The 22,347-nt window shown below is 69.0% G+C and carries 29 protein-coding genes; 23 read left to right on the top strand and 6 right to left on the bottom strand.

The window, feature by feature from the left end:
* Positions 1-45 precede the first annotated feature (45 nt).
* The 13 genes from K1X59_RS20185 to K1X59_RS20125 all read left to right on the top strand — a co-directional run bounded on the left by K1X59_RS20185 (position 46) and on the right by K1X59_RS20125 (position 11,860).
* Positions 46-1,263, top strand: coding sequence for a CaiB/BaiF CoA-transferase family protein (locus K1X59_RS20185; RefSeq protein WP_258566966.1), 1,218 nt, complete (start codon positions 46-48; stop codon positions 1,261-1,263).
* Positions 1,263-2,087, top strand: coding sequence for a CoA ester lyase (locus K1X59_RS20180; protein WP_220173791.1), 825 nt, complete (start codon positions 1,263-1,265; stop codon positions 2,085-2,087). Before K1X59_RS20185 ends, K1X59_RS20180 begins: the two co-directional genes overlap by 1 nt.
* Positions 2,088-2,170: 83 nt before the next feature.
* A complete protein-coding gene (locus tag K1X59_RS20175; protein ID WP_202045435.1) occupies positions 2,171-2,506 on the top strand; it encodes a LacI family DNA-binding transcriptional regulator in 336 nt (111 codons plus the stop codon).
* Positions 2,500-3,192, top strand: a complete 693-nt coding sequence (locus tag K1X59_RS20170; RefSeq protein ID WP_258567242.1) for a LacI family DNA-binding transcriptional regulator — start codon at positions 2,500-2,502, stop codon at positions 3,190-3,192. The genes K1X59_RS20175 and K1X59_RS20170 overlap by 7 nt, the downstream gene beginning before the upstream one ends.
* Entirely contained in the window at positions 3,189-4,130 is a 942-nt protein-coding gene (locus tag K1X59_RS20165; RefSeq protein WP_183151340.1) for a carbohydrate ABC transporter permease, read from the top strand. The genes K1X59_RS20170 and K1X59_RS20165 overlap by 4 nt, the downstream gene beginning before the upstream one ends.
* A complete protein-coding gene (locus tag K1X59_RS20160) occupies positions 4,127-5,035 on the top strand; it encodes a carbohydrate ABC transporter permease (protein WP_244632246.1) in 909 nt (302 codons plus the stop codon). Before K1X59_RS20165 ends, K1X59_RS20160 begins: the two co-directional genes overlap by 4 nt.
* Positions 5,036-5,084: 49 nt before the next feature.
* Entirely contained in the window at positions 5,085-6,377 is a 1,293-nt protein-coding gene (locus K1X59_RS20155) for an ABC transporter substrate-binding protein (protein ID WP_183151339.1), read from the top strand.
* A 51-nt stretch (positions 6,378-6,428) separates the two neighbouring features.
* Positions 6,429-7,577 carry an ADP-ribosylglycohydrolase family protein gene (locus K1X59_RS20150; RefSeq protein ID WP_183151338.1) on the top strand — a complete coding sequence of 383 codons (1,149 nt, stop codon included), beginning with the start codon at positions 6,429-6,431 and terminating at the stop codon, positions 7,575-7,577.
* A gap of 124 nt (positions 7,578-7,701) precedes the next feature.
* Complete coding sequence (locus tag K1X59_RS20145) at positions 7,702-8,925, top strand: ADP-ribosylglycohydrolase family protein (protein WP_258566965.1); 1,224 nt, start codon at positions 7,702-7,704, stop codon at positions 8,923-8,925.
* A 22-nt stretch (positions 8,926-8,947) separates the two neighbouring features.
* Positions 8,948-9,298, top strand: coding sequence for an ADP-ribosylglycohydrolase family protein (locus K1X59_RS20140; RefSeq protein WP_183151337.1), 351 nt, complete (start codon positions 8,948-8,950; stop codon positions 9,296-9,298).
* Positions 9,253-9,912, top strand: coding sequence for an ADP-ribosylglycohydrolase family protein (locus tag K1X59_RS20135; RefSeq protein WP_220173789.1), 660 nt, complete (start codon positions 9,253-9,255; stop codon positions 9,910-9,912). The genes K1X59_RS20140 and K1X59_RS20135 overlap by 46 nt, the downstream gene beginning before the upstream one ends.
* Positions 9,913-10,164: 252 nt before the next feature.
* On the top strand, positions 10,165-10,920 hold the full coding sequence (locus tag K1X59_RS20130) for an ADP-ribosylglycohydrolase family protein (protein ID WP_244632245.1): 756 nt from the start codon (positions 10,165-10,167) through the stop codon (positions 10,918-10,920).
* Between the two features lie 31 nt (positions 10,921-10,951).
* The gene (locus K1X59_RS20125; RefSeq protein ID WP_220173788.1) at positions 10,952-11,860 is read left to right on the top strand and encodes a ribokinase; all 909 of its coding nucleotides are present in this window, start codon (positions 10,952-10,954) and stop codon (positions 11,858-11,860) included.
* A gap of 65 nt (positions 11,861-11,925) precedes the next feature.
* Here K1X59_RS20125 and K1X59_RS20120 read toward each other — a convergent pair whose 3' ends face one another.
* A complete protein-coding gene (locus K1X59_RS20120) occupies positions 11,926-12,630 on the bottom strand; it encodes a hypothetical protein (RefSeq protein ID WP_244632244.1) in 705 nt (234 codons plus the stop codon).
* A gap of 55 nt (positions 12,631-12,685) precedes the next feature.
* Here K1X59_RS20120 and K1X59_RS20115 point away from each other — a divergent pair, with 55 nt between their 5' ends.
* The 7 genes from K1X59_RS20115 to rplI all read left to right on the top strand — a co-directional run bounded on the left by K1X59_RS20115 (position 12,686) and on the right by rplI (position 16,067).
* Positions 12,686-12,931: an iron chelate uptake ABC transporter family permease subunit gene (locus K1X59_RS20115; protein ID WP_183151333.1), complete on the top strand. Its 246-nt coding sequence runs from the start codon at positions 12,686-12,688 to the stop codon at positions 12,929-12,931.
* 66 nt (positions 12,932-12,997) lie between these two features.
* A complete protein-coding gene (locus K1X59_RS20110) occupies positions 12,998-13,879 on the top strand; it encodes a cutinase family protein (RefSeq protein WP_309491608.1) in 882 nt (293 codons plus the stop codon).
* Between the two features lie 10 nt (positions 13,880-13,889).
* Positions 13,890-14,231, top strand: a complete 342-nt coding sequence (locus K1X59_RS20105) for a hypothetical protein (RefSeq protein ID WP_183151331.1) — start codon at positions 13,890-13,892, stop codon at positions 14,229-14,231.
* Between the two features lie 183 nt (positions 14,232-14,414).
* Positions 14,415-14,783, top strand: coding sequence for a 30S ribosomal protein S6 (gene rpsF, locus K1X59_RS20100; protein ID WP_183151330.1), 369 nt, complete (start codon positions 14,415-14,417; stop codon positions 14,781-14,783).
* A gap of 5 nt (positions 14,784-14,788) precedes the next feature.
* Positions 14,789-15,292, top strand: a complete 504-nt coding sequence (locus K1X59_RS20095; RefSeq protein WP_183151329.1) for a single-stranded DNA-binding protein — start codon at positions 14,789-14,791, stop codon at positions 15,290-15,292.
* A gap of 56 nt (positions 15,293-15,348) precedes the next feature.
* Positions 15,349-15,603, top strand: coding sequence for a 30S ribosomal protein S18 (gene rpsR / locus K1X59_RS20090; RefSeq protein ID WP_017203799.1), 255 nt, complete (start codon positions 15,349-15,351; stop codon positions 15,601-15,603).
* Positions 15,604-15,614: 11 nt separating this feature from the next.
* Positions 15,615-16,067 carry a 50S ribosomal protein L9 gene (gene rplI, locus K1X59_RS20085; RefSeq protein WP_183151328.1) on the top strand — a complete coding sequence of 151 codons (453 nt, stop codon included), beginning with the start codon at positions 15,615-15,617 and terminating at the stop codon, positions 16,065-16,067.
* A 235-nt stretch (positions 16,068-16,302) separates the two neighbouring features.
* Here the strand turns inward: rplI and K1X59_RS20080 are convergent, their stop codons facing one another.
* Entirely contained in the window at positions 16,303-16,821 is a 519-nt protein-coding gene (locus tag K1X59_RS20080; protein ID WP_220173787.1) for a hypothetical protein, read from the bottom strand.
* Between the two features lie 298 nt (positions 16,822-17,119).
* On the opposite strand from K1X59_RS20080, the gene K1X59_RS20075 reads away from it, so the two are divergent.
* On the top strand, positions 17,120-17,674 hold the full coding sequence (locus tag K1X59_RS20075; RefSeq protein WP_220173786.1) for a hypothetical protein: 555 nt from the start codon (positions 17,120-17,122) through the stop codon (positions 17,672-17,674).
* A 114-nt stretch (positions 17,675-17,788) separates the two neighbouring features.
* Here the strand turns inward: K1X59_RS20075 and K1X59_RS20070 are convergent, their stop codons facing one another.
* Positions 17,789-18,157 (bottom strand): hypothetical protein, encoded by a 369-nt coding sequence (locus K1X59_RS20070; protein ID WP_220173785.1) that lies wholly within the window; start codon positions 18,155-18,157, stop codon positions 17,789-17,791.
* Positions 18,158-18,283: 126 nt separating this feature from the next.
* On the opposite strand from K1X59_RS20070, the gene K1X59_RS20065 reads away from it, so the two are divergent.
* Entirely contained in the window at positions 18,284-18,421 is a 138-nt protein-coding gene (locus K1X59_RS20065; RefSeq protein WP_220173784.1) for a hypothetical protein, read from the top strand.
* A gap of 36 nt (positions 18,422-18,457) precedes the next feature.
* Here the strand turns inward: K1X59_RS20065 and K1X59_RS22210 are convergent, their stop codons facing one another.
* The 3 genes from K1X59_RS22210 to K1X59_RS22205 all read right to left on the bottom strand — a co-directional run bounded on the left by K1X59_RS22210 (position 18,458) and on the right by K1X59_RS22205 (position 20,433).
* Positions 18,458-19,315, bottom strand: a complete 858-nt coding sequence (locus K1X59_RS22210) for a chaplin family protein (protein ID WP_258566964.1) — start codon at positions 19,313-19,315, stop codon at positions 18,458-18,460.
* 102 nt (positions 19,316-19,417) lie between these two features.
* A complete protein-coding gene (locus K1X59_RS20055; protein WP_244632242.1) occupies positions 19,418-20,167 on the bottom strand; it encodes a hypothetical protein in 750 nt (249 codons plus the stop codon).
* Positions 20,152-20,433 (bottom strand): hypothetical protein, encoded by a 282-nt coding sequence (locus tag K1X59_RS22205; RefSeq protein WP_244632241.1) that lies wholly within the window; start codon positions 20,431-20,433, stop codon positions 20,152-20,154. The genes K1X59_RS20055 and K1X59_RS22205 overlap by 16 nt, the downstream gene beginning before the upstream one ends.
* Before the next feature lie 529 nt (positions 20,434-20,962).
* Between K1X59_RS22205 and dnaB the strand changes: the two genes are divergently transcribed.
* Positions 20,963-22,336, top strand: a complete 1,374-nt coding sequence (gene dnaB, locus K1X59_RS20050; RefSeq protein WP_183151324.1) for a replicative DNA helicase — start codon at positions 20,963-20,965, stop codon at positions 22,334-22,336.
* The last annotated feature ends 11 nt before the right edge of the window (positions 22,337-22,347 follow it).

Raw genomic sequence — 22,347 nt, 5'->3', positions numbered from 1 at the left:
CGCGGAGGGGTCGAGCCCGGCGGGTGCTGTGGCTATCATGTCTCGGTGTCGGACCGGGAAGATCTGAGAACTGTTCCAACAGCGCCTCTGCAGGGGGTGCGCGTGCTCGATGTGTCCACGCTGTTCGCGGGGCCGCTGGCCGCGACTTTCCTGGGGGACTTCGGCGCCGACGTCATCAAGGTGGAGCATCCGACCCGCCCTGACGCGTCGCGGGGTCACGGGCCGCAGAAGGACGGCGTCAATCTCTGGTGGAAGACGCTCGGCCGCAACAAGCGCACCGTGACGATCGACCTCGGTGACGCCGCGGGGGCCGACGTGCTGCTGCGCCTGGTGGCGGACGCCGATGTCATGATCGAGAACTTCCGCCCCGGCACCCTCGAGCGCTGGGGGCTCTCTCCCGAGCGGTTGCTCGAGGCGAATCCCCGCCTCGTGCTGGCGAGGGTGACGGCGTTCGGGCAGTTCGGGCCCTATGCCGCGCGCCCAGGATTCGGCAGTCTCGCCGAGGCCATGAGCGGGTTCGCGGCGCTCACCGGGGCGCCGGACGGGCCGCCCACGCTGCCCCCGTTCGGTCTCGCCGACGGGATCGCCGCACTCGCCACCGCCTATGCCGTGATGGCCGCCCTGCGTGGGGCCGAGCGCGATGGACGGGGGCAGGTCGTCGACATGGCGATCATCGAACCCATCCTGATGCTCCTTGGCGGGCAGATCACGGCGTGGGATCAACTCGGCATCGTGCAACCCCGCACGGGGAACCGCTCGGTCAACAACGCCCCGCGCAACGTCTACCGCTCGCGCGACGGGATCTGGTTGGCGGTGTCGACGAGTTCCCAATCGATCGCCGAGCGCGTCATGACGGTCGTCGGCCGCGCCGAGCTGATCGATGAGCCGTGGTTCCGTTCCGGACACGATCGGGCGCAGCACGCGGATGAGCTCGACGCTGCCGTGCAGTCGTGGATCGGTGCGCACGACGCCGAAGAGGTGGTCGCCGCGTTCGAGGCCGCGTCCGCAGCGATCGCCCCTGTCTACGATGTGCGCGGCGTCGTGGGGGACCCGCAGTACCGGGCGCTGGGGACGGTCGTGCGCGTCGACGACGAAGACCTCGGCGACATCGCGATGCAGAACGTGCTGTTCCGGCTGTCGCGCACGCCGGGCTCCATCCGGTGGACGGGGCGCGCGCACGGCGCCGACACCGCCGAGGTGCTGCGCGACGCCGGGTTCTCGGAGGGGGAGATCGCCGACCTCCGCGGGAAGGGTGTGGTGTGATGATCGGCCAGTACCGCACCGGACTCTATGTGCCGGGCGACCGCCCCGATCGCTTCCTCTCGGCCGAGGAGAGCGGCGCCGACCTGGTGGTGTTCGACCTCGAGGACGCGGTGTCTCCCGAGCGCAAGTCGGCCGCGCGGGAAGCGGTCGTCGAGTGGCTGCGGGATGGACGGAGGGCAGCGGCCGCTGCGCAGGTGCGCGTGAACGCCGGCTCCGACGCGGATCTGCGTGCCGTGGCCGACCTCGCTCCGGACATCGGTGTGCGTCTGCCGAAGGTCGAGACCGTCGCCGACCTCGACCGCGCCGCAGCGCGGGTTCCCGGTCGGCCTGTCGTGGCGCTCCTCGAATCGGCTCGGGGAGTGGTGAACGCTGCCGCGATCGCCGCGCATCCGGCCGTCGTGGCGCTCGCGCTCGGCGAGAGTGACCTGCGCAGCGAGCTCGGCGGGGGCGAACCCGTGATCGCCCATGCTCGACTGTCGATGCTGTTCGCCGCACGCGCCGCGGGACTGCCTGCCCCGATGGCGGCGGTGTACCCCGCGATCCGCGATCTCGAGGGCCTCGCCGAAGACACCCGTCGCGCGTCAGAACTCGGGCTCATCGGACGGATGGCTGTGCATCCGCTCCAGCTCGCCGTGATCGCGGCGGCCTTCGCGCCGAGCGACGACGACATCGCCTGGGCGCGGGAGGTCGTCGCAGCGCTGCGCGGGGAGGAGTGGCGACGCTTGCTTCCGGCGAGATGGTGGACCCCGCGATGCGCGGGCGCGCGGAACGGATCCTCGGTGCCCGCGCACCGGGGTCTTGACACCCTGGGTGAGTCCGCCTAGATTCCCTGCAGCCCGAATATCGCCATTTTGGAAACGTTTCCACAATGGCGGGATGGAAACGTTTCCGCTCGATGAGGAGAACCATGGGGACGAAGCCGACTCTGCACGAGGTCGCCGCTGCGGCCGGCGTCTCGCTGGCGTCCGCATCGCGTGCCCTCACCGGTCGATCCGCGAGCCCGGAGATGGTGCGCAAGGTCCGCACGGCGGCCAAGCGCATCGGCTACCTCCCGGATGCCACCGCGCGCTCGCTGCGGCTGGGAGGACGCCCGCAGGTCGTGTTCGCCGTCGATGACATCGGCAACCCGAACTACGTGCAGATGCTCCGCGCGATCGAGGAGGAGCTGGGGAGACGACCCGCATCAGCGTCTCGGCGACCGGCCGCCGCCCCGACCAGACGGTCGAGCTCGTGCGCATGCTGAGCATGGGAGCGGGCGACGGCCTGATCATCTCGCCCCTGCGGGTCACGCCGGCGCTTCGGCAGGCGCTGGCCGACACCGTCGTGCCCGTCGTCGTCATCGGCACCCTGCACTCGGAGCTCAGCATCGACAGCGTCTTCGTCGACTCCGCCGTCGCGGTCGGCATGGTGGTCGACCACCTCGTCGAGATCGGGCGCACGCGCATCGGCGTGATCAACGGTCCAGGCAACACGAACCCCGGAGCGGCCAGACGAGCCGGCTTCGCCGCCGCCGTCGAACGGCACGGCCTCGTGCGCACGGACGCGCTGCAGATCACCGCGACCGACTTCACCGTCGGCGCGGGTGTGGATGCCGCTGAGCGCATGCTCGCAGCGGCGTCGGACGGAGGAGAGTCGATCGACGCGATCGTGTGCGCCAACGACCTGATCGCGATCGGCGCGATCAACGCCATCCGCCGTCGCGGCATGCGGGTGCCGGAGGACATCGCCGTGACCGGCATCGATGACACCGACCTGGCCGCGCTGTACAGCCCCCCGCTCACCTCCGTCTCGCTGCAGTCCGAGCGGCGAGGGCGGATCGCCGCGCGGATGCTCACCGAGCGCTTCGCCGACCCCTCCCGTCCGACCAGGCGCGAGACGGTGGAGGCCACGCTCGTAGTGCGGGCCTCGACGATCGGAGAGTCCTCGTGAGCGGCACCGCAGTCCGGACCGACCGTGCGAAGAGCGCGGCGCCCAAGCCCGGCGGACTCGCCAGGTCGCGGCGCAACGAGGCGATCGGCCTCGTCATCCCCACCCTGATCCCGATCCTCCTGCTCAGCGTGGTCCCGCTCTTCATCGGCGTCGCCACCGCGTTCACCGACTCGCGGCTCGCGCGCCACCACGACACGCAGTTCATCGGCTTCGAGAACTTCATCAAGCTCGGCTCCGACACCCAGTTCTGGCAGTCGTTCGGGATCGGCATGATCTGGGCGGTCACGGTGACCGCGCTCCAGCTGATCGGCGGACTCAGCCTCGCTCTTCTGCTCAACACCGACCTGCGCTTCCGCGGCATCACCCGCGTGCTCGCGCTCATCCCGTGGGCGATGCCGCCCGTGGTCGTCGCCGTGATGTGGCAGATGATCTACTCGCCCACCAACGGTCCGTTGAACTGGCTGATCGAATCGCTCGGCGGCCCCGAGAACATCAACTGGCTCGGCGACTTCGGACTCGCCCTGCCCGCCGTCATCCTCGTCGGTGTCTGGGTGGGCATGCCGCAGAACACCGTGGTGCTGCTGGCGGGTCTGCAGCAGGTTCCAGGCGAGCTGCTCGAAGCCGCGGCGGTCGACGGTGCAGGCACCTGGCGTCGATTCGTCAGCGTCACCCTGCCGGCGCTGCGCCCGGTGATCTTCTCGATCGCGAGCTTGAGCTTCATCTGGAACTTCAACTCGTTCGGCATCGTCTACGTCATGACCGAGGGCGGTCCTGGCGGACGGACGATGCTGCCCATGCTGTTCACGTACCTCGAGGCCTTCAAGTCGCGCAACACCGGCGGTGCCGCGGCGATGGGCGACGTGATCGTCGTGTTCCTCGTCGCGATCCTGGTGATCGCCCTCTGGCGCCAGCTGCGTCCGGAAAGGAGCGCACGATGACCCAGAGCACCCAGACCCGCACCCTGGTCACGCAGAACACCACGAAGAGGCAGCGCGCGAAGATGAACCGCCGCACCAGGAAGCTGCTCGTGCGTGTGCTGCAGTACGTGGCGCTCGCAGGGTTCCTGATCTTCCTCGGGTTCCCGCTGCTGTGGTTGATCTCGACCGCGTTCAAGTCGTCCGCCGAGATCAACTCGCTCGCGGTGAACCTGCTGCCCCTGCAGCCCACGATCGACAACTTCGTGGTCGCGCTCGAGAGGCAGGGTCTCGTGCGTGCGGCGGGGAACAGCCTTCTCGTGGCGGTGGCGACCACGATCATCGTCACGCTCCTGTCGATCCCCGGCGCGTACGTGATGGCCAGGTTCCAGGGCAAGCTCCGGTCGATCGGCGTCGGCTACATCCTGGTGAGTCAGATCTTCCCGGTGATCCTGATCGTCATCCCGCTGTTCTTCATCCTCCGGTCGGTCGGGCTGGTCGACTCGCTCCTCGGACTCGTCGCGGTCTACTCGGTGTACACGCTGCCGTTCTCGCTGTGGATGCTGCAGGGCTATGTCGCCGCGATCCCGTACGACATCGAGGAGGCGGCGTCCATCGACGGGGCGAACAAGGCCCGCACGCTGCAGCGGGTCGTGTTCCCGCTGCTCATGCCCGGACTCGTCGCGACGGCGATGTTCAGCTTCGTATCGGCGTACAACGAGTTCTTCTTCGCGCTCGTGCTGCTGCAGTCGCCCGAGAACTACACCCTCCCCATCGCCCTCAGCACGTTCGTCGGCGGCGAGGGGAAGGTCGCGGTCGGACCGCTGGCTGCCGGTGCGCTCCTGTCGAGCATCCCCAGCATCGTCTTCTTCACCCTGCTGCAGAAGCGCCTCGCCACGGGTCTGCTCTCGGGCGCCGTCAAGGGCTGAACGCACACGACTTTCCGCAAGTCCCATCACACAAAGAAAGAGGTATGAAGTGAAGAAGCTTCATCGCGCGTCCATCGCGCTCGCCGCGGGTGCGGCGACGGCGCTGATCCTCGCGTCCTGTTCCGCAGGCGGCGACACGACCGACGACGCCGGCGACGGCGAACCGGTATCGATCACCTTCCAGTCCTTCTCCGACCAGCCGGCCGCGATCCAGGCGACCAAGGAGATCGTCGACGCCTGGAACGAGGACAACCCCGACATCGAGGTCGACATCGTGCAGGCGCCGACCGACAGCCTGGACGACAAGCTGACGACGCAGTTCGCCGGCGAGGTCGCCCCCGACATCATCCACTACGAGGTGCTGGGCATCGTGCCCTTCGCCCGTGACGGCTACGTCGCCGACCTGGGCGAGCTGCTCAGCCAGAAGACGATCGACGACATCGACCCCGGCGTGCTCTCCTCGGTGACGGTCGACGACCAGATCATCGGCGCCCCGACCGAGCTGCAGACGTACGTCGAGTTCGCGAACAAGACGCTGCTCGAGGCGGCGGGCGTCGAGATCCCGACCGGCGACTCCATGACGTGGGACGAACTCGACGAGATCGCGAAGGCCACCACATCGGGCGACGTGCACGGCATCACGTGGGGTCTCAAGAGCCCGACGGCCGCCTTCATGAGCCTGGGCATGGGCTTCGGGTCTGAGTACTTCACCGGCGAGGGCGAAGACATGAAGGTCGACGTGAAGGACGCCGACCTCGAGGTGCCGAACCGGGTGCGGTCGATGATCGAAGACGGATCGGTCGACCCGATCGGCGTCACGCAGTCGGGCTCCGACGTGCTGGCCACCTTCTATGCGGGCAAGGCCGCCATGACCGTGCAGGGCTCGTACCAGGTGGCGAACATCGCCACCGACGCGCCGGCCGACCTCGACTGGGTCGTGCTCCCGCCGCTCGCGGGCTCTGAGGGCGCGGTGCAGGCCGCGAACCCGCAGACGCTGTCGATCAACATCGACTCGCCGCACCAGGAGCAGGCCGCGAAGTTCATCGACTACTTCATGCAGACCGACAACCTCGTGAAGATGAACATCGCCGACGGCCTCATCCCGACGACGGTCTCGGCACGCGAGGCGCTCGCCGAGCAGACGGCCGACCAGAACGGCTGGCCCGAGATCGTGAAGTCGGCCGAGGGCCTCGACGGCCCCGCCTTCCTGCAGGCGAACGGGTTCGTCCGATGGAAGGACACCGTCGCGACTCCCGCGTTCCAGAAGTTCCTGGGCGGCGAGATCGACGACAAGTCCCTGACATCGGAGCTCGACGACGGCTGGGCACAGGTCAACGGTTGACGACGGTGGGGCGGATGCACGCATCCGCCCCACCTCTAAGAGAGGAATGGCATGAGCTGGATTCGGGAACGCACGGCGGCCGTACTCGCGGGGTCGGCCATCGGCGACGCCCTGGGCGGGGCGGCCGAGGGGTTCAGTCCGGAGAAGATCAAGGAACGATACGGCGGACGCATCACCGGGATCGTGCCGCCGTACCACCTGGACTGGCAGACCGCCCGCCCGGTGAGCCCGTACCACAAGGGCGACGGCCACATCACGGACGACACCCTGATGACGCAGGCCCTGATCCGGGTGTACGCCCAACGACGCGACCACATCGACGCGTTCGCGGTGGCCGAGTTGCTGGTGCCGCTGCTGCAGACCGAGGTCCGCTGGATCCCGGAGCTGGAGCGGGAGTCGATCCTGCTGCAGCGCATCTTCCTCGCGGAGAAGTGGCTGGTGACGCGGTTGCAGTACGGCCACGTCGACCCGCGGGAAGCCGGCGTGGGCAACGTGGTCAACTGCGGCGCCGCGATGTACATGGCGCCGGTCGGCATCGTCAACGCGGGCAACCCCGAGGCCGCGTACGCCGAGGCGATCGACGTCGCCGGCGCCCATCAGTCGAGCTACGGCCGCGAAGCCGCGGGCGTCTTCGCGGCCGCCGTCGCGGCATCCGTCGCCCTCGACGCGACCGTCGACTCGGTGATCGATGCCGCATTGCGCGTCGCGCACGACGGCACGGCAGCGGCGATCCGGGCCGTCGTCGACGCCGCCCGCGGGTTGCCGTCCGGCGCCGACGTCGATGCGATCGGCGTCGCGCTCCGTGACGCCATCCGCCCGTTCGACACGGTGGGGGATGCGTACCGCGAACCGCTCATGGACGCCAGGGTGCCGTCGCGGACCAAGGCGATCGAGGAGCTCCCCGTGGCGCTCGGGTTCCTCGTCGCCCATGACGGCGCCTTCCTGCCGACCGTGCTCGGCGCCGTGAACTACGGCCGCGATTCAGACTCGATCGCCTCGATGGCGGGAAGCCTGGCAGCGGGCATCGGTGGCGGCGCCGTGATCCCCGCGGACATGCTCGACACCATCGCCACGGCGAGCCGCGTCGACTTCGAGGAGTACGCGACCCTGCTGACGGACGTCGCGACCGAGATCATGCAGAAGGATGCCGCCAGAGCCGAAGCCGACATCCGCCGCGTCTCGGCCCTCCAGGGGGCGTGATGCGCCTGACCTGGGCACAGCCGGAAGACCTGCTCCCGCACGAGCTGGTGCAGTCCCGCGTCGAAGGCAAGGACGTGGAGGGGATCGCCGAACGCTGGCGCACCGCGGGCGGGGACTCGACCCGGTGCGCGGAGGCGCGACGGCACAGGCGGCCTCAGACGAACTGCGAGCGCTCGCGCGGAAGTTGCTGGTCGAACTCGACGCGGTTCCGGTGCCCGAGGCGGAGGCGACCTCGTGGGCGGAGCTGCGGACGGAGCTCGAGGGCATCCCCGCACCGATCCCCGCCCCCGCCGAAGAGGTCCTGCTCGGCCGGGTGCACGGGGCGTGGGCCGGCCGAGCGGCCGGGTGCCTCTGGGGCAAGCCGGTCGAGAAGATCCCGCGCGAAGGGATCGAGGAGATCCTCCGGGCGACCGGTCGCTGGCCCCTCGACGACTACTTCACCGCCCGGGGGCTGCCCGACGACGTCGCGCGGCGCTGGCCGTGGAACCGACGCTCCGCGGTCAACTCCCTGCAGGAGAACATCGACGGGATGCCCGAGGACGACGACCTCAACTATCCCCTGCTGAACCTGCGGGTGCTCGAGACCAGCGGGCGCGGGTTCTCGACCGGTGACACCGCTCAGGCGTGGCTCGGCGACCTTCCGGCCGGGCGCACCTTCACGGCCGAGCGCATCGCGTACCGCAACCTCCTCGACGGGTATCGGCCGGACGAGGCCGGCCGTGTGCGCAATCCCTTCCGGGAATGGATCGGCGCCCTGATCCGCACCGACGTGTACGGGTGGGTCAACCCCGGCGATCTCTCCGAAGCGGCCAGGATGGCGTGGACCGATGCGCGCCTCAGCCATACCCGCAACGGCCTGTGGGGCGCGATGTGGGCCGCGGCACTGACCTCCGCATCGCTGGTCGCCCGATCCGTCGACGAGGTGCTCGACCTCGCAACCACCGTCGTCCCCGACGGCAGCGACCTCGCCGCGGCGATCGCGCACGGTGCCGAGCTCGGCCGCGGAGGCCTCGACGACTCCGCGGCGCTCGACGCACTGCACGCCGCCTACGGACACCTGCACTGGGTGCACACCGTCAACAACGCGGCCCTCATCGCCTTCGCGCTCGCCCGCAGCGGCGGGGACTTCGCGCGGGGAGTGCCGCTCGCGGTGATCGCGGGGTGGGACACCGACTCCGCCGGGGCGACGGTCGGCTCGGTCCTCGGCGGACTCGCCGGCATCGACGCCCTGCCCGCGCGTTTCATCGAGCCGCTCCAGAACCGCATCGCGACCAGCCTTCCCGGGCTCGACGGCGTCGAGATCGATGCTCTTGCCCGCCGCACCGTCGCCCTGTTCCCGACCCGCTGACCCCTCAGAGAAAAGGATCTCCATGACCTCTCCCACGCCGACCCTGCAGGAGCGCGCCCGCGGCTCGCTCGCCGGACTCGCGATCGGCGACGCGATCGGCCGGCCCGTCGAAGGCTTCTCCGCCGCAGAGATCCAAGCGGCGCACGGGCGTGTGACCGGGTACCTCGACCCCGAGCCCGCCGGCAGCGACGACACCGAGTACGCGCTCCTGACCGCCAAGACCGTGCTCCGCGTCGGCGTCGGGGCGACGGCAGACGACTTCGCCCAGACCTGGATCGAAGACGTGCTCCCGCAGGCGGACGATTTCAAGGGGGCGGCTTCAGCGAGATGGCCGCGATCGACAACCTGCGCCACGGCATCCGCCCGCCGCTGAGCGGCGACACGATGCACGGGTGGAGCGACGGCCTGGCGATGCGGGTGAGCCCGCTCGGGATCGTGGCCGACGGCGACGTGGAACTCGCGCGTCGACTGGCCGAGGCCGACGGCGCGGTGAGCCACACGACCGAGGGCATCTGGGCAGGAGTGGTCGTCGCGGTCGCCGTGACCTGCGCCCTGACGGGAGCTGACGCCGCGGCCTGTTACGACGCGGGTCTCGCGGCCATCCCCGCCGACAGCTGGACCGCACGGAACCTCCGCGACGCCCGCGACCTGGTGCACTCCGGCCTCGACGACGACGCGCTCGCCCGCGCTCTCCACGACCGTCTGGCCGTGGCCGACTACTTCTGGGCGGACCTCGCGCCCGAGGCGGTCGGACTCGCGATGGCCTCGGTGCTGCACGCCGAGGGACGAGCGGCCGACAGCATCCTGTTCGCCGTCAACATGGGCCGCGATGCCGACACGACCGCCGCGATCGCCGGATGCATCGGGGTGCGATCTCGGGTATCGGCGACCTGCCGGAGGAGTGGGTGGCGGGGCTGCGGCCCGTCGCCGGCTCGTGCATCCGATCCATGGCCGGGATCCATCCGCTGGACGCCGCCGACACCCTGACCCGCATCGTCGAGGAGGCGCGCGCATGACCACCCCTCTGATCGATCTGTTCACCCGCGGGATCGTCGCCGGAGAGTCGGCCTCGTCGACGAACGCCGACTTCCGCGTGTACGCCCTTCCTCCCAAGCGGGTGAACCGGGTGCGCATCCTCGCGAAGCTCGGCGACGACGACCGCACCACGACGATCCCGCGGCCCTTCACGCACGCCGCACCGCCGAGCGTCCTGCACCCGGGAGCGGGCGAGAACATCGAATGGTTCGCGTTCTCGGCACGGCAGCATGTGCGAGGGTTCGGGGTGACCGAGTGGCTCGAGCTGGCCGAGCTCGAGGCCGACCCCGACGGGGACTGCGCGCCCGCATCGGCACCAAGCTCGCCCTGCAGAACCTGCGCCGTGGGCTCAGGCCTCCCCAGTCCGGACACGACAACGCGCACTACTTCGACGACATCGCGACGGTGCGGGCGCTCGCCGCGGTCGCCACGGGTGCGACCGACGAGGCAGGGGCGGATGCCGAGGTGACGCACTCCCTCGACGGGGTGTGGTGCGCACGGGCCAGCGCCGTCCTCTTCGGCGCGCTGATCGAGGGCGCCGGCGCCGCCGATGCGGTCCGTCTCGCCGTGGAGGAGCTGCCGCAGAGCACGTGGAGCCGCCGGATGGCGGAGACTTCGCTGCAGGTCGCCGCCGGAGCGAAAGGGCCCATGGATCGTGCTCGACGTCTGAGCACGCAGGTCGGCGACTGGGTGTACAGCTACCCGGTCGCGGCGCCGGAGACGTTCGGGTTCCTGCTCGCGCACATCGCCATGGCCCAGGACGCGGACGACCTGCTGCTGGGCGTCCTCGCACAGCCGCGCAACGCCGCGACGCTGCCGGCTCTCGCGGGGGCGGCGGCGGCGGTGCTGTTCGGGGAGGACTGGATCCCGGAGGGCCTCGAGCCGAGCGGGATCCGTCTCACCGGTCTCGCGATCCCACGGTTCGCCGGTCTCACCGTCGATGAGGCGATCGATCGGTGACGCGCGTATCGTTCCCCGCGGAGGAGCAGACATGGGCGTGATCGTGATCGGCAGTGCGAACGAAGACACCGCGGTGTCTGTTCACCGGCATCCCGGCGGCGGTGAGACGGTGCTCGGCGCGATGGAGGGCGTCGGTGCGGGTGGCAAGGGGTTGAATCAGGCCGTCGCCGCAGCCCGCGCGGGAGCCGGGACGACGTTCATCGGCGCCGTCGGCGATGACGAGGCAGGGGCGCGCCTGCGGTCGACGTTCGCGGCGGAAGGGGTGCGCACGCACCTGGCGATGTCGGACAGCGTGACCGGAACCGCGTTCGTCATGGTGTCCGACGGCGGCGAGAACGCGATCGTCGTCGTGCCCGGGGCGAATCAGGACGCCGAGGCGCTCACGCGCGAGGCCGATGCCGCGCTGGGTGAGATCGGGGCGGGCGACATCGTCCTGGCGCAGCTCGAGATCCCGGTCGACGTGGTGTTCTCGGCTTTCCGCCGGGCGAGGACCCGCGACGCCGTGACGGTGCTCAACGCGGCCCCGAGCATGTCGCTCCCCGGCGAGGTGCTCGATGCCGTCGACATCCTCGTGGTGAACGAGCACGAGTGCCTCGAGGTGGCGGGCGGCGATCGACACGACGTGCGCGAGGCGGCGCTGGCCCTCGCCGGGCGGGTGCCTACCGTGATCGTCACGCTCGGCGCGAAGGGAGCACTCCTCGTGTCCGGCGGTGATTCCACGATGGTCCCGGCCCATCCGGTCGAAGCCGTCGACACGACCGCTGCGGGAGACACGTTCTGCGGTGCGCTCGTGGCGCGGCTCTCCGATGGCGAGGACTTGGCCGCCGCCCTGGGGTTCGCCTCCGCCGCCGCCGCGCTGTGCGTGCAACACCATGGTGCGTCGGCCTCCGCTCCGTCCGCGCGCGAGACCCTCGATTTCCTCGACGCGCACTCGGCGTAGGAAGACGAGCGGAGCACGCACAGCGGGCCGAGGCATCAGACCCGACCCGCCGCGTCAGCTCCGCATCAGAGCGGTGCGACGATGTCCTGCTTCACGTCCCACTCGGTGATCTCCATCGCGACCTCGACCGACTGCCCCTCGACCGAGGCGCTGCTGGTCGACGCGAGGCTCACGTAGTCCTCCGTGACCTCGAAGACGACGTCGACAGGGGTGCCCTGCTGCTCGACCGTTCCGGAGAGGAGGTACACCTTCTCGCCCAGGCGCTCGCCCGTGCCCGTCACGGTGAAGTCGCCCGAGATGCCCGCGGCCGCAGCGGCGGGGTCGAGCGACGTGACGTCGGCCGCCGTCGCGCTGAGAGCAGCGACGACCGGATCGCTCGACGACGGGTCGGCCACCTGCCACTCGCTCGTGGCGGACTTGACCCAGACGTCGTCGCCGAGGGCGATCAGCGATCCGACGGGTGAGATCGATTCGATGGCCTTCTCCGCCGGGTTGAACTTCGCCGTCGACTCGATGCCCATGACGGTGGTCTTAGCGGCGTACCCCGCCGTGTCCGACATGGCCTCAGCGATGCAGGTGCTCAGCGCGGAGCCGTCGACCGTGTCGCCCTCTTTCAGCTCGGGGCAGTCCGACGTCGGCGCCTCCGCCTCCTGCGACGCACCGCCGCTGGGCTTCGATTCCGCCGGCTTCTCGGACGTTCCCGCCGAGCACCCGGTGAGCAGTACGGCGGCGGCGATCATGACGCCGACCCCCCATTTCTTGACGCGCATGGCGTCCCCCCTCTGGTCGTGTGCCCGATGACGGTCATCGGGCACGCTCTCCAGCATGCCAAAACTCTGCGGCGGAAGCGGGTGTCAGGTGCGCCGGGACCGACCGCGCCTCATCATCAAGAACGGGCCGACACATCGGCTGGCGACCGTGCTGACCAGCGCCGTGCTGCGCTCGGCTGCCGACCTCATCGGGCAGAACCTCGTGCCGAAGCATGCTCTTCCCGTCGGCGTCGCGACCCTAGTGCTCGGTGGCGTGTATCTGAGCTACCTGGCGGCGCGGACGGCACGATCGTGCTTCTGAATCGCTGCCGACCGGGACGACGGCAGGAGGTGCTGACGGTCGAACCGGTGGCAATCTATAAGTGAGATGTTACGTATGCGCTACTCAAAGGTGAGATTTGGCAAGATCGAACAACGTCCTTTGCACAGGAAGAGAAGGCGACCGAGGCGGGGCGTCGGGAAGTCGCAGGGATGGCTCGCTGTGCTGGCAGTCGTAGCCACCTTGGGCTCCGCCACCTCTGCGGCTTCTCCCGCGAGTGCTTCGGTCGCCTCTGGCATCTGTGACTTCGCCGTCGTGATCTTCGTCCGAGGAACCGATTCGCCGACCGGTAGTGGTCTTGCGCATGGGGACCGCGTATGGACCAGCGGGGGGATGGGCAACGTCGCTGGGGTGCGAACGAGCTTAGGAGTGTCGGGCATGCCCTTCTACTTCGAATCGCTCAACTACCCCGCAGCACCACCTCCACATCTCGAGGACAGCGTCAACCTCGGGGTCAGCCGTCTCTCCGCCGAGGTCAATTACGTCAACCAGACGTGCCCGTATGCCCCGATCGTTCTGATCGGTCACTCACAGGGTGCGATGGTAGTCAGTCACCTGCTGACCGGGGCCACCGTTCCTGCGCTGACGACGTCAGCAAAGAACAACATCCGAGCGGTCGCCCTATTCGGTGATCCGCAGTATCGGACGGGGATGCTGACGAACTTCGTCAATCAACCGAACAACGGGTTGTTGAGTCAAAGCCTCACATTTCCGAAAAGCAGCCTCGCGAGCTACAGGTACTGGGGTTGGCCCTATGGAGCCACAACCGCAGAGGGGTGGGTCTATAAGGTGCGCGAGTATTGCCTTGCGGGAGACTTCTTCTGTCAGAGCAATCCGAATGACTCTAGCTACGCCATTCACAACAGCTACGGACAGTTCGCAGGCGGAGTGGCGGGCTGGATACAGTTCCTGCTCACGGATTCGAACTAGGGAGGCTAGCGTGAAGAGACCCCCCGACGATGCCAAGGCGAGGATCTCGATTGGTGACGGGCTCATGGCCGCGCAGGTCCTCCTTGCTGTGGTGGGAGCGCTGTTTGTCTACAGCATGACCTTCACCGTCGCCGGTTGCGTGAATCGCTGCAATTATCCTGCTGTGGATCGTGCGACCCGAGGGTTCTGGGCCGTCGATCTCGCCGTCCTTCTGATCTGTGCTGCCGCCTACCTGCTGCTGAGGTCGCGCATCCGTGCTTCGGGATGGATCCCTCTCGCGGGGGTCGTCATCACGCTGGGAGCATTGGCGGTCACGATCGTGATTCTCAACGGAGCGCTCGTCCTGGGATAGCGGATGAGGGGAGACCCGAGTCGGCATGGAGCGCAGGCAGGCGGTGCGGGCGAATCTCCGCTAGACTGTCGAGGTTGTCTGCCTTCCGGCGTCCATTCGGGATTCCTGGGGTGGGCACGTGCACACACCCTCCTGCTCCCGGGAAAGCCCCGAGAGCCGTTCTAGTCCGAAGGAGGTGGGTAAGTGACGCACCAGTACGAACTCATGGTCATTCTGACCCCCGAGATCGACGAGCGCCAGGTCGCACCTACGCTCGACAAGTTCCTCAAGGTCATCACCAACGATGGTGGCTCTATCGAGAACGTCGACATCTGGGGCAAGCGCCGTCTGGCTTACGAGATCCAGAAGAAGAACGAGGGCATCTACGCCGTCGTCAACTTCACGGCGACCAGCGAGGCCACGCAGGAGCTCGACCGTCAGCTGAAGCTGAACGAGCAGATCATGCGCACCAAGGTCCTCCGCGCCGAAGAGGCACAGGCGATGATCGCCTCCGAGGCCAAGCGCTCCGAAGAGAAGGCTGCCCGCAAGGCGGCCAAGGCTGCGAAGGCCTAAGTCCCATGGCAGGCGAAACCGTCATCACCGTGGTGGGAAACCTCACGGCCGACCCCGAACTGCGGTACACGCAGAACGGGCTGCCGGTGGCGAACTTCACCATCGCATCGACGCCTCGGAACTTCGACCGCGCCGCGAATGAGTGGAAGGACGGCGAAGCGCTGTTCCTCCGTGCATCCGTGTGGCGCGAGTTCGCCGAGCACGTGGCGGGTTCGCTGACGAAGGGCATGCGCGTCATCGCGCAGGGCCGTCTGCGTCAGCGCTCCTACCAGGACCGCGAGGGCAACCAGCGCACCGCGATCGAGCTGGAGGTCGACGAGATCGGCCCCTCGCTGCGCTACGCGACCGCGCAGGTCACCCGCGCTGCCTCGAACGGCGGTGGCGGCGGAGGACAGTCTCGTCCCGCGCAGCAGCAGGTGTCGGAAGAGCCGTGGTCCACGCCCGGTTCTTCGACCAGCGCCGATGCCTGGAGCACTCCGGGCAGCTTCGGCGACGACACCCCGTTCTGAACAACTTCTGGATCCGACCCTCACGGTCGGCATCCGCTCATCACTAAGGAAAAACAATGGCTGGAAAGTCGAGCGGCGACCGCCGCAAGCCGCGGAAGGGCGCGAAGAACGCCGCTCCCGCGAAGTCCATCCGGGTCGGTGTCATCGATTACAAGGATGTCGCCACCCTTCGCAAGTTCGTCTCGGAGCGCGGCAAGATCCGCGCCCGTCGTATCACCGGTGTCTCGGTGCAGGAGCAGCGTCTGATCGCCACGGCGATCAAGAACGCACGCGAGATGGCGCTCCTGCCCTACGCTGGCGCCGGCCGGTAAGGGGTATCGAGATGGCAAAGCTGATTCTTACGAACGAGGTCGCCGGGCTCGGTAGCGCCGGTGACGTGGTCGAGGTCAAGAACGGGTACGCCCGCAACTACCTCATCCCCCAGGGCTTCGCTACGGCGTGGACCCGCGGTGGCGAAAAGCAGGTCGCATCGATCCAGGCCGCGCGTCAGGCACGCGCGATCCACGATCGTGACGACGCTGTCGCACTGAAGGACGCTCTCGAGGGCACGAAGGTGCGCCTCACGGTCAAGGCCGGCAAGGAGGGTCGTCTCTTCGGCTCCGTCAAGACCGACCACGTCGCGGATGCTGTCGCAGCCGCCGGCCTGGGTTCGATCGACAAGCGCAAGGTGCACATCCCGTCGCCCATCAAGGTGACCGGTGACCACGAGGCGACCGTGCGTCTGCACGACGACGTCACCGCAGTCATCACGCTGCAGGTCGTCGCCGCCAAGTAAGGCACGTCCGAACGCCCCCTGTCCTTCGGGACAGGGGGCGTTCTCGCATTCCGGGCCCCACGTGACCCGGTGTCTCACCGCTGCGGCTCCTCGAACCGCACCACATGGACCGCGCGATTCCGGAACGCTCTGCTCGCCGGCCATCGTCCGCCGACCTTCTTCACGCCGCGTCCGTCGAGTGAGCATTCCTCGCCCGGAAGCGCGCCGCATCCCGTGCACGCGTGCGTGGCAACGGTCATCGCGTACAGGTCGAGAAGCTCTCGCTGCTCGGCCTCGGTGAGGTGGTGCGGACACGCCGGTGAGAGATGGGGTGCTCGACCGGGCCAGTACACGCGGCGATCCCCGCAGCCGTGACCGCGACTGCACGGAGCTTCCGCAGCCTGCGGTCGTGTGAGCCGGTGCTGCCGATCCCTGCTCCGCTCCAGCCGCTGGAGGTAGTCGACGTCGCCGAGCCTGGACTGCTCCGCGCACCAGAGGATCGAGCGGGGGCGAGGGCGCTCGTCCACTGACGGCCGCGCTCGTCGACGGCGGCGACCGGCGCCTGACGCTCGAGCACCGAGATCGCGGAGTCGAGGTCGCTCACCTCGTCGAGCAGCTCGGCAGGTTCGCTCAGCATCGCGAGCAGGGGCGGCAGGGCTATCGGGACGCTGCCCGAGGCGTAGGCGCTCGCGGCTCCGGCGAACCGTTCGGCCGCGGCTCCGAGGGCGCGCGCATGGGTCGCGAGTTCATGCAGTTCGGGTATCGGTCCGCGCAAGGCGCCGCTCGCTTCGAGGGGATGACGCCGGTGGGCCTTCCCCCGCTTTCCCCAGACCACGGTGGACCCCCTTCTCCAGACTGCAGCCGCAGTCGCACATAACATGTTACGTGCGGATCGATGGTGCGAACGCCTCACCCGGCGGCTCTCGGTCTGAACGAAGGGATAGCGACGTTCGGCGCGAAGTCTGGCCGAAAGTCATGGGCAGATCGACGTAATGACGGGGCATGTCCTCTCGTCTCTTCAGTGGGAGCAGCGCTCGGCCGATCACGGCGCGGGCGCGCGGGCGGAGGGAATCATGAACGGTCGATACGGAGTGACCCAGCTCTTCGAAGAGCTGGAGGTCGAACGCGGCGCGAGTGTGCAGAGCATCACGGCGCGGGTGTCCGTGCTGCTCGGTGTCGACATCGAGGTCGACGTGCTGGACGACGACGAGTGGAAGACCGTCCCCCGGTTCGTGCTCGTCGACGGCGACCGGGCGAGGATCGCGCTTCGGGGGTCCGATCCACGGTGGTATCGGCTGCACGTCGTCGCCCATGAGCTCGCACACCTGCTGTGCGGACACTCGCAGTGCGCCGCGCTTCCCATGTCCTTCGACGACCCGGGGAGTCCGTCGCGTCGGGCACGGTCGCCCTCGAGGTCCTGCGTCAGCAAGAGGACGAGGCCGACGCGGTCTCGCGTCGGTTGTGCGCGTTCGTCCGCACACCGAGCCTCGCTGCCGCGCACTCCGTCCCCTGTTGAGCCGTCGTCCATCGAGCCTCGGCGACTGATCGCTCCGCCGCGCTCCGGGGCGCGACGGATGCCCCGTGGTGGGGCCACGGGGCATCCGTGCTTCAGCGCCGGCGTCGTGTGACGGGGTGAGCTGGGGCTCCGCCTCCGTCGACGTGGGGTTGGACGCAGCGGCGCACCGGCGGTACGAGGTCTCCTCCCCGAGGACGACCGCACCGCCGGGGTCGGCGCTACGCCGTCAATCGACGACGCAGCAGCGTTGCACCCCGAGGAGGAGCAGCAGAGCGGCGAAGGCCACGAGGCCTCCCGACGACGCACCGCCGGTCATCGCGAGCCCCGTCGCCGGCCCGGCGGCGGCTGCGCCCGAAGCGCTGACCGACCCGGTCGAGGTGGCGGGAGTCGTTCCTGGGTCGGTACCGGGGCCGGATCCAGGGTCCGTTCCGGGGTCGGTGCCCGGGTCGGTTCCAGGGTCCGTCCCCGGGTCGGTTCCGGGATCCGTTCCCGGGTCGGTTCCGGGGTCCGTTCCCGGGTCGGTCACGGTCGCCTCGCCGACCACGGAGATGGCGTTACCGCCGACCGTGATCGGAAGGGAGATCGGAAGGCCCACCTGGGTGCCGCCGAGGGTGCTGTCGTCACCGCTCGTGGTGTTCCCTCCGGTGGTGGGGCCGGCGGGGGTGGTGGTGCCGCTTCCGGGGTGCGGGTGACGGTGGCGTCGTCGAGCACGGAGATCGCGTTGCCTGTCACGCCGATGGGGGCGGTGACGGGTGCGGTGACCTGGGTGCCGCCGAGGGTGCTGTCGTCACCGCTCGTGGTGTTCCCTCCGGTGGTGGGGCCGGCGGGGGCGGTGGTGCCGCTTCCGGGGTGTGGGTGACGGTGGCGTCGTCGAGCACGGAGATCGCGTTGCCTGTCACGCCGATGGGGGCGGTGACGGGTGCGGTGACCTGGGTGCCGCCGAGGGTGCTGTCGTCACCGCTCGTGCTCGGCCCTGACGGGGAGCGGACGGTCCGGACGCAGCAGAGCCGCCGGACGTGGCAGAGCTCGCGTCGCCGAGCAGCGAGATCGCGTTGCCCGACACCGTCACCGGTGCCGTGATGGGCGCGACCGCCTGGGTGCCGCTGGCGATGCCGTCGTCTCCCGACGTCGTGGCACCGCCGGAACCAGAGGATGCCGGTGCTGCGGCGCCCTGAGCGGTGGGTGCGGTGCTGTCGGTGTCGCCGAGCAGCGACACGGCGTTGCCCGTGACGGTGATCGGGGCGTTGACCGCGAGGAGCGCCTGCGTTCCCGAGAGCACCCCGTCGGCACCGTTCGTGGTCACGAGAGGCGCCCCGGCCGGTGCCGCAGTCTGGGGAGCCGGGCTCTGGGGAGTCGCGGCCGGGGCGCTGGTCGAGGACGTGTCGGTGACGCTCACGGCGTTGTTCGTCACAGTGACGGGGAGGTTCACGGTGACCACGGCCTGGGTGCCGGATCCCGTGCCCGACTCCCCGCTGGTCGCGGGAGCCGGGGCGGGAGCCGGTGCAGGTGCAGGTGCAGGTGCAGGCGCGGGGGCGGGAGCCGGGGCCGGTGCGGGGGTCACCGCGTCGCCGAGCACCGAGATCGCGTTGCCCACGACCGAGATCGGTGCAGTGATCGCTGTCTCCGCTTGCGTGCCGGAGAGCAGTCCGTCGTCTCCGGTGGTCTCGGCCGCGTTCGCGGCCGTCGCGCCGAGGAGCGTGATGCCCCCGGCGATGAGCGTGCCCCACAGGGCTCGCTTGAGGTACGTGCGCATGATCTTTCTCCTGACTTGATGAGCGTCTGATGGGTGCGCGCGATGAGAGTGCGCGCGCAGCACAGCATCTGTCGTTCCCACGGGGAACGACGTGACGATCCGTCAGTCGGGAGAGACGTCGGTGTCGGCGACCGGCGACGAAGGAAGCACGTCGTCGGCCGCGCCGGTGGTCCGCTCACCAGCACGGAGCGGAGAAGCGTCCACGTCGCTGAGGCGCGCGTGGGCAGCACCGGTTCCTCCGCCGGAACCGGCGGAGGAAGATGCGGGAGCAGGGACTCCTGGCGGGTTTCCGCTCGAGGGTCCGGAAGGCACACGGATGGTGTCGTCGGCGGCTCGAGCCGCGGCATCGTCGCCGAGGATCGCGGTGGCGGGCGGCGGTGCGGCTTCTCGTGGGCCCGGTGCGCCGGGAGAGGCATCGATCGCCCCTGTCGCTCCGGCGCTCGTGGTCGTCGCGGGTGCGATGGTCGCGGCATCCGGCAGAGGTGCGGCGGGCACCGTCGCTCCGCCGTGATCGCCGTCGCCGGGAGCCGTCGGAACCAGTGCTTCGAGCACCGGCGGGACCGTCTCGGTCGTCACGTCACCGAGGAGCGCGGTCGTGTCGTCGATCACGCCGACGAGGTCGCCGACGGCAGAGGTGATCCCGAGGTCGGAGACCAGGTCGCCCACCAGGGGGACCCCGGCGACGGTGTCGAGGATCGGGTCGGCGATCTGTGCGACCGGGGCCTTCGTGATGGCTTCGGTCACGGGGGCGACGACCGCTGCCGTCGTCTCCGAGACGGTGTGTACGACGGGGGCCACGACGGGCCCGACCACCGGTGCCGCGGCGACGGGCTGCGTCACCGCGGCGACCACCGGGGAACGGTGCGCTGCACGGGGGCGACGACTTGCGTGACGACGGGTGCGACCACCTGAGTGACGACCGGGGTGACGGGGGCCGTAACGGCCGACACCGTCTCGCTCACGAGCGAGGTGAGTCCGTCGAGCGGACCGTCGTCCTGGTCGTCCGCGTGCGCGGATCCGCCGCCGAGAAGGACGGTCAAGGTCGCCCAGGCGAGCACGCCGATCCCACCCCAGAGGACGGCGGCAGGAACGCCGCGTCGGGTGGCCCGAACGTCCACGTCGACCTCCCCCTCCGAAGGCAACGTACGTCGACACAGGTGCGTCGATTGCGGGTGACGATACTCGCGAGAAGCCGTCCTGTCTAGGGGGTGGGAGGCGAGTTTCCGGGGATGTCGGGATGTGACGCGCCCGGAGAAATCTCGGCTTGACTTTCCCCAGGTTCTACACATCCCCGTTCGAGACGGGCAACCTTCAACGCGCGATTTAAACTGATTCTCATCCACAGGTTGGGGAAAGAGGAAAAACCTGGTCGCGGGGCATAAAAAATCTTGAAGTCGGTGCCCTCCACGGGGTTATCCACACCCGTTGTGCACAGACACTCCGACTTTGTCCGCACGCTTTCCACATGGTTATCCACAGGCCGTGTTGCATGGGGAAAGACTCGCTCGTAGCGTGGGCGAGCGACCGAATGTCGGAGGCACCTGTTTCGCTGTTCAGGGTGGCGCGACGGCCGAGCACCATGCGGCCCCGCCGCCGACGCGTCTCATCAGGACAACGCATCGGAAACGTCGCATCGAAGGGAAGATTGTGTCGATCGCCGACATCTCACAGGAGCGCCTGGGAGGGCAGCGTCCGCCCGAGCGCACGCCTCCGCACGACCTTCTCGCGGAGCAGAGCGCGCTCGGCGGAATGCTCCTGTCGAAGGATGCGGTCGCCGATGTGATCGAGACGCTCAAGGGCGCCGACTTCTACGTCCCGAAGCACGAGCTCATCTTCGAGGCGATCCTCTCCCTGTACTCGCACGGTGAGCCGACCGACGTCGTCGCCGTCACCGACGAGCTCATCAAGACCGGCGAACTCGGGCGGGCGGGCGGCGCCGACTACCTGCACACACTCACCTCGATCGTCCCGACGGCGGCCAACGCCGGCTACTACGCGGGCATCGTGTCGGAGCGGGCGATCCTGCGACGCCTCGTCGACGCCGGCACGCGTATCGTCCAGCTCGGCTACGCGGGTGAGGGAGACGCGACCGACATCGTCAACAACGCCCAGGCCGAGATCTACTCGGTCACGGGCTCGGAGACGGCGGAAGACTACGTGCCGCTGCAGGTCGCGGTCGACGCGGCGCTCGAAGAGATCGAGGCGGCCAGCGGCCGTGACGGATCGATGACCGGTGTGCCAACGGGCTTCCGCGAGCTCGACGAACTCACCAACGGGTTGCACGGCGGCCAGATGATCGTCGTCGCCGCCCGCCCGGCAATGGGAAAGTCGACCCTCGCTCTCGACTTCGCGCGCGCGGCATCCATCGGGCACGACCTCCCCTCCGTGTTCTTCTCGCTCGAGATGGGCAAGAGCGAGATCGCGATGCGACTGCTCAGCGCCGAGGGCCAGATCCCGCTGCAGAACATGCGAAAGGGCAACCTCGACCCTCGCGACTGGACGACCGTCGCCGCGACCCGGGGCCGCATCAACGATGCCCCGCTCTACATCGACGACAGCCCGAACATGACGCTCGTCGAGATCCGCGCGAAGTGCCGTCGCCTCAAGCAGCGTGAAGGCCTGCGCATGGTCATCATCGACTACCTGCAGCTGATGACCTCGGGCAAGCGCGTCGAGTCGCGACAGCAGGAGGTCTCGGAGTTCTCGCGAAGCCTCAAGCTCATCGCCAAAGAACTCCAGGTGCCGGTCATCGCCCTGTCGCAACTGAACCGTGGTCCCGAGCAGCGCCAGGACAAGAAGCCCGCGATCAGCGACCTGCGAGAGTCCGGCTCGATCGAGCAGGACGCCGACATGGTCATCCTCCTGCACCGTGACTCGGTCTACGACAAGGACGTGCGTCCCGGCGAGGCCGACCTGATCGTCGCCAAGCACCGCAACGGCCCCACCGCCACGATCACCGTCGCATTCCAGGGCCACTACTCCCGCTTCGCCGACATGGCCCCGGGTGGCGATTTCAACTGAGTGTAGGTTCC

Origin of the sequence: Microbacterium sp. Se5.02b, from assembly GCF_019464375.1 — a bacterium.
Classification (GTDB): domain Bacteria; phylum Actinomycetota; class Actinomycetes; order Actinomycetales; family Microbacteriaceae; genus Microbacterium.
This window is presented reverse-complemented; position numbering and strand designations above follow the sequence as displayed.

What these genes read in the sequence shown, in the direction of transcription:
- K1X59_RS20180 (WP_220173791.1), top strand. Translation starts at nt 1,263, where the DNA reads ATGATCGGCCAGTACCGCACCGGACTCTATGTGCCGGGCGACCGCCCC.
- K1X59_RS20175 (WP_202045435.1), top strand. Translation starts at nt 2,171, where the DNA reads ATGGGGACGAAGCCGACTCTGCACGAGGTCGCCGCTGCGGCCGGCGTC.
- K1X59_RS20170 (WP_258567242.1), top strand. Translation starts at nt 2,500, where the DNA reads ATGCTGAGCATGGGAGCGGGCGACGGCCTGATCATCTCGCCCCTGCGG.
- K1X59_RS20160 (WP_244632246.1), top strand. Translation starts at nt 4,127, where the DNA reads ATGACCCAGAGCACCCAGACCCGCACCCTGGTCACGCAGAACACCACG.
- K1X59_RS20150 (WP_183151338.1), top strand. Translation starts at nt 6,429, where the DNA reads ATGAGCTGGATTCGGGAACGCACGGCGGCCGTACTCGCGGGGTCGGCC.
- K1X59_RS20140 (WP_183151337.1), top strand. Translation starts at nt 8,948, where the DNA reads ATGACCTCTCCCACGCCGACCCTGCAGGAGCGCGCCCGCGGCTCGCTC.
- K1X59_RS20135 (WP_220173789.1), top strand. Translation starts at nt 9,253, where the DNA reads ATGGCCGCGATCGACAACCTGCGCCACGGCATCCGCCCGCCGCTGAGC.
- K1X59_RS20130 (WP_244632245.1), top strand. Translation starts at nt 10,165, where the DNA reads ATGGTTCGCGTTCTCGGCACGGCAGCATGTGCGAGGGTTCGGGGTGAC.
- K1X59_RS20125 (WP_220173788.1), top strand. Translation starts at nt 10,952, where the DNA reads ATGGGCGTGATCGTGATCGGCAGTGCGAACGAAGACACCGCGGTGTCT.
- K1X59_RS20120 (WP_244632244.1), bottom strand. Translation starts at nt 12,630, where the DNA reads ATGCGCGTCAAGAAATGGGGGGTCGGCGTCATGATCGCCGCCGCCGTA.
- K1X59_RS20115 (WP_183151333.1), top strand. Translation starts at nt 12,686, where the DNA reads ATGCCAAAACTCTGCGGCGGAAGCGGGTGTCAGGTGCGCCGGGACCGA.
- K1X59_RS20110 (WP_309491608.1), top strand. Translation starts at nt 12,998, where the DNA reads ATGTTACGTATGCGCTACTCAAAGGTGAGATTTGGCAAGATCGAACAA.
- K1X59_RS20095 (WP_183151329.1), top strand. Translation starts at nt 14,789, where the DNA reads ATGGCAGGCGAAACCGTCATCACCGTGGTGGGAAACCTCACGGCCGAC.
- rpsR (WP_017203799.1), top strand. Translation starts at nt 15,349, where the DNA reads ATGGCTGGAAAGTCGAGCGGCGACCGCCGCAAGCCGCGGAAGGGCGCG.
- rplI (WP_183151328.1), top strand. Translation starts at nt 15,615, where the DNA reads ATGGCAAAGCTGATTCTTACGAACGAGGTCGCCGGGCTCGGTAGCGCC.
- K1X59_RS20075 (WP_220173786.1), top strand. Translation starts at nt 17,120, where the DNA reads ATGAACGGTCGATACGGAGTGACCCAGCTCTTCGAAGAGCTGGAGGTC.
- K1X59_RS22210 (WP_258566964.1), bottom strand. Translation starts at nt 19,315, where the DNA reads ATGCGCACGTACCTCAAGCGAGCCCTGTGGGGCACGCTCATCGCCGGG.